Here is a 794-nt window from a genome sequence, read left to right as displayed (position 1 = left end):
CATACACAAACACGTTAGCAAACATTTGATGAAAAAATCCCGAATCATATTAATTCTATTATTTCTTTGCATAATCTCATGCAAAAAGACATCAAAAAAAATTGCCGAAAAAGTAGATGTGAATAAAATGGAAATTGACACTTCTAAACGTTATCAGAGGATAACTATTCAACAAACTAATGGAAATGAATTGACAGCTGAATTCGAAGCTTATGTAACTAAAAAAAAGGATACATTTTGGAATACTTGGAAACACTATAAAAATGGTGTTATTGACAGTACCAAAAGTAGTTTCTTTACTTTTAAAATTGAAGGAAATAAAAATGATTCAATTATGAGAGGAAAGGTTAGCTTCTTCTCACCTGCTGACAGTATTCCTGAATCAAGAATAAACTCAAGAAAAGTGACCTTCGTTTATTTACAAAAAGAAAAAGATTCTGTGTATGTTAAAGAAATTTACACTGATAAAAATACAATTGAATTCGATTATAAAAACTATGAAAACTATAGCTTTGAAGGTCACATTATGGATTTACGATTTATCAAAATGGATTCGATACCAGATAAATTGCTTTTGAACAGAAACTATTTCACAATTGACACCAAAGTTTGGACTGATAATACATTTGTAGACCTATTAAAAGAATAACGGAATAAAAAACGATTTGCTAACACTGTATAAACTTTATTGCTGCTAAATTTTTCCTTCGGAAAAATACGCAGGTACAAAGTTGTTTAATAAATTGCTTACTTTTAGCATAACAAAACCGCAACAAACCATATACAAACACGTT

General features: G+C 28.8%; 1 protein-coding gene. It reads left to right on the top strand.

Going from position 1 to position 794, the window contains the following annotated elements; translation table 11 throughout:
- A partial coding sequence (locus MPF13_RS15465) for a hypothetical protein (protein WP_249983666.1) occupies nt 1-649 on the top strand: 649 nt, incomplete at its 5' end.
- Nucleotides 650-794: the final 145 nt, after the last annotated feature.

The organism is Polaribacter sp. Z022, assembly GCF_023555495.1.
Taxonomy (GTDB): Bacteria; Bacteroidota; Bacteroidia; order Flavobacteriales; family Flavobacteriaceae; genus Polaribacter.
This window is presented reverse-complemented; position numbering and strand designations above follow the sequence as displayed.